Raw genomic sequence first — 2,861 nt, forward strand, 5'->3', positions numbered from 1 at the left:
GTTCCTGGAGCTCCAGATAGCCCTGCCGCTGCCCACGCGTATCCTGGTGGCCGTCTCGCGGTTTCTCGGGGAGCGCTTCTTCGCGCTCCTCGGCGCCGCGGCCGCGCTGGGCCTCCTGGGCGCTGTAGCCGCCAGGCTCCCGGGGGTAAGAGCGGCCTGGTCCCGCGTCCTGCTGGGCGTGCCGGGGCTGGGCCAGGTGGTGAAGGCGGCGGCCCTGAGCCGGTTCCTGAGGGTGCTGGCCGAGGGCCTGGACGTGGGCCTGCCGCTTGGGCAGGCGCTGGAGCTTTCGGCCCGTGCCCTGGGTTCCGCCGCGCTGGAGCGGCGGGTGGCGGCGGCCATCCCGCGGGCGGTGTCCGGCGCGGGTTTGGCAGCGTCGCTGGGGCAGGCGGGGGTGTTCCCCTCGCTGGTCCCGGAGGTGGTGCGGCTGGGGGAGGAAACCGGGACGGTGCCGGTGGTGCTCAAGGAGCTTGCCTCGTACTACGAGGAGGAGTCCGACCGCGCGGTGAAGGCGGCGGTGGCCATGCTGGAGCCCGTGATGGTGTTCGCGGTGGCCGGGGTGGTGGGGTTCCTTGCCCTTGCGATCATCACGCCCATCTACACCATGCTGGGCAAGCTGGGGGGTGGATAGCGTGGAGGATCTGGACTGGAAGCGGGTAGCGGAGATAGACCGGCAGGAAGACGCGCGCGCGGGCGGTGTGCTGGGTTCCGCCGCGGACGGGCGGTACGGCGACTACCTGAAGGAAGGGTACCAGCCCGCGGATCTGCGGCGCGAGCGGCCGTCTGAGGAAGTGCTGGAGCTGGTTCCCGAGCAGGTGGCGCGCAGGTACCGCGTGCTCCCCCTGAGGGTGCGGGACGGCTACCTGGAGGTGGCGGCCAGCGCCCCGTCGCAGCAGCTGTCGAACCTCCTGGCGCTGCGCGTGCGCCGCCCGGTGAGGTTTCGCGTGGCGCCGGAGGCGGAGCTCGACCGGGCCATCGCCACGTATTACAGCCGGGTGGTGGCGGTGCCCGAGGAAGCGCCGGGGGCTGACGACACCTGGGCAGCCCGCGCCGTGGACGCTTTTCTGCAGGGCGCGCTCAAGGCGCGGGCGTCCGACGTCCACCTCGACCCCCAGGAGGGCGAGGTGCTGGTGCGCTACCGGATCGACGGGCTGCTGCACGACGCGGGCACCATTCCCCCGGAGCACTACCCGGCGGTGGTGAGCCGCGTGAAGGTGCTTGCGGGGATGAACGTGGTGGAGCACCTGCTGCCCCAGGACGGCCAGCTGGTGTTCGAGGGGCCGGGCCGGCGCGTGGACGTGCGCGTGTCCACCATCCCGTCCGTGCGGGGGGAGAAGGTGGTGATGCGCGTCCTCGACCGCGGCCGGGTTTCGTTCGACCTGGGGGCCCTGGGCTTCGAGCCCGGGGCCCTCACCGCTTACCGGGAGGTCGTAGGCCGTGCCCACGGCATGGTGCTGGTGGTGGGCCCCACCGGGTCCGGGAAGACCACCACGCTTTACAGCACGCTGGGGGAGCTCGACCTGCGGGGCCTGAACGTGATGACGCTGGAGGACCCCGTGGAGTACCAGTTCCCGCGGGTGGTGCAGGTCCAGGTGAACCCCAAGGCGGGCCTGACCTTCGCCGCCGGGCTGCGCGCGTTTTTGCGCCAGGACCCTGACGTGATCGTCGTGGGCGAGGTGCGGGACGCGGAGACGGCCCGGATTGCCGTGCAGGCGGCCCTCACGGGACACCTGGTGCTGTCCTCGCTGCACGCCATGGACGCGGTGAGCGGGCTTTTGCGCCTGGTGGACATGGGCGTGGAGCCATACTTCGTGGCCGCGGCCGTCACGGGGGTGGTGGCCCAGCGCCTGGTGCGCCGGATCTGCGCGGACTGCTCCGAAGAGCGCGAGGTCTCCGGCCCGGAGGCCGAGTTCGTGCGTGCCGCCGGCCTGGAGGCGCCCGCGCGGGCGCGGGTGGGGACGGGTTGTGCGGCCTGCGCAGGCACGGGCTACCGGGGGCGCACCGGGGTGTACGAGGTCCTCCGGGTCACGGAGGAGGTGCGCTCGCTCGTGGCCCATGGCGGGGGCCGCGAGGCCGTCCACCGTGCCGCGCTGTCCGGGGGCATGCAGCCCCTTGTCCGCGCCGCTCTGGCCAAGGCGCTGCGGGGGGAGACGACCGTCAGGGAGGTGGTGAGGGTGCTCAGTGGCTGACGTGGTGGTGCAGTTGGGCCCGCCGCTTGCCCGCCTGCTCGTCCTGCGGAGCAGCGGCGTACACTTCGAGGAGCCGCTCGATCCCGGCGCCGTTCGCGGAGGCCTGGTGGAAGACAGCGAACTCGTGCGGGACACCCTGCGCGCCCTGCTGCGGCAGGTGGCGCTGCGCGGGGTCAAGCCGCGGCGGATCTGGTGGGTGCTGCCCCTGGAGGCCGTGGCCGAGCAGGTGGCAGTGTTCCCTCCTCTCGTCCGGCAGGACCACGCGCCGGCAGTGGAGCGGCTGCTGGGGGAGTGGCTGGGGCCGGACGCGCCTCCGGTGGTGTCGAGGTGGCGCCCCGTCCACCGGTCGTCGGAGGAGCTCAGGGTCTACGTTTCCGCCGTGCGTGCGGACGTGGTCTCGTCGCTGGAGGCGCTGGGCGCCTCGCTCGGGTTAAGGCCCGCGGGGTGCCTGGGGCTGACCCCGGCGCTGTGCGCCGCAGTGAGGGAGGGGTTCGTGCTGCACGCCTCCCTTTCCGGCCAGGTGGTGGCTGTGCTGGTCCGGGGCGGGCGGCCGGTGTGGCTTTCGCGGGAGGAGTTCTTCTTCGGGGAGGACCCCGCGCCCGCGCTGGCCGCGGCGGCGGTCTCCTGCCGGTCGGAAATGGGAGGGTTCGACCGGGTCCTGCTTTCCGGCGCCGC

At 73.2% G+C, this 2,861-nt stretch carries 3 protein-coding genes; all 3 read left to right on the forward strand.

What is annotated here, in order from left to right:
* Window positions 1-628 (forward strand): type II secretion system F family protein (locus AB1609_19910; protein ID MEW6048708.1); only part of this gene is annotated, 628 nt, incomplete at its 5' end.
* Entirely contained in the window at window positions 621-2,186 is a 1,566-nt protein-coding gene (locus AB1609_19915) for a GspE/PulE family protein (protein ID MEW6048709.1), read from the forward strand. The genes AB1609_19910 and AB1609_19915, both read left to right, overlap by 8 nt.
* Window positions 2,179-2,861: hypothetical protein (locus AB1609_19920; protein ID MEW6048710.1), on the forward strand; the 683-nt coding region annotated here is incomplete at its 3' end. The genes AB1609_19915 and AB1609_19920, both read left to right, overlap by 8 nt.

It is taken from the genome of Bacillota bacterium, assembly GCA_040754675.1.
In the GTDB taxonomy this organism is placed as follows: Bacteria; Bacillota; Limnochordia; order Limnochordales; family Geochordaceae; genus Geochorda.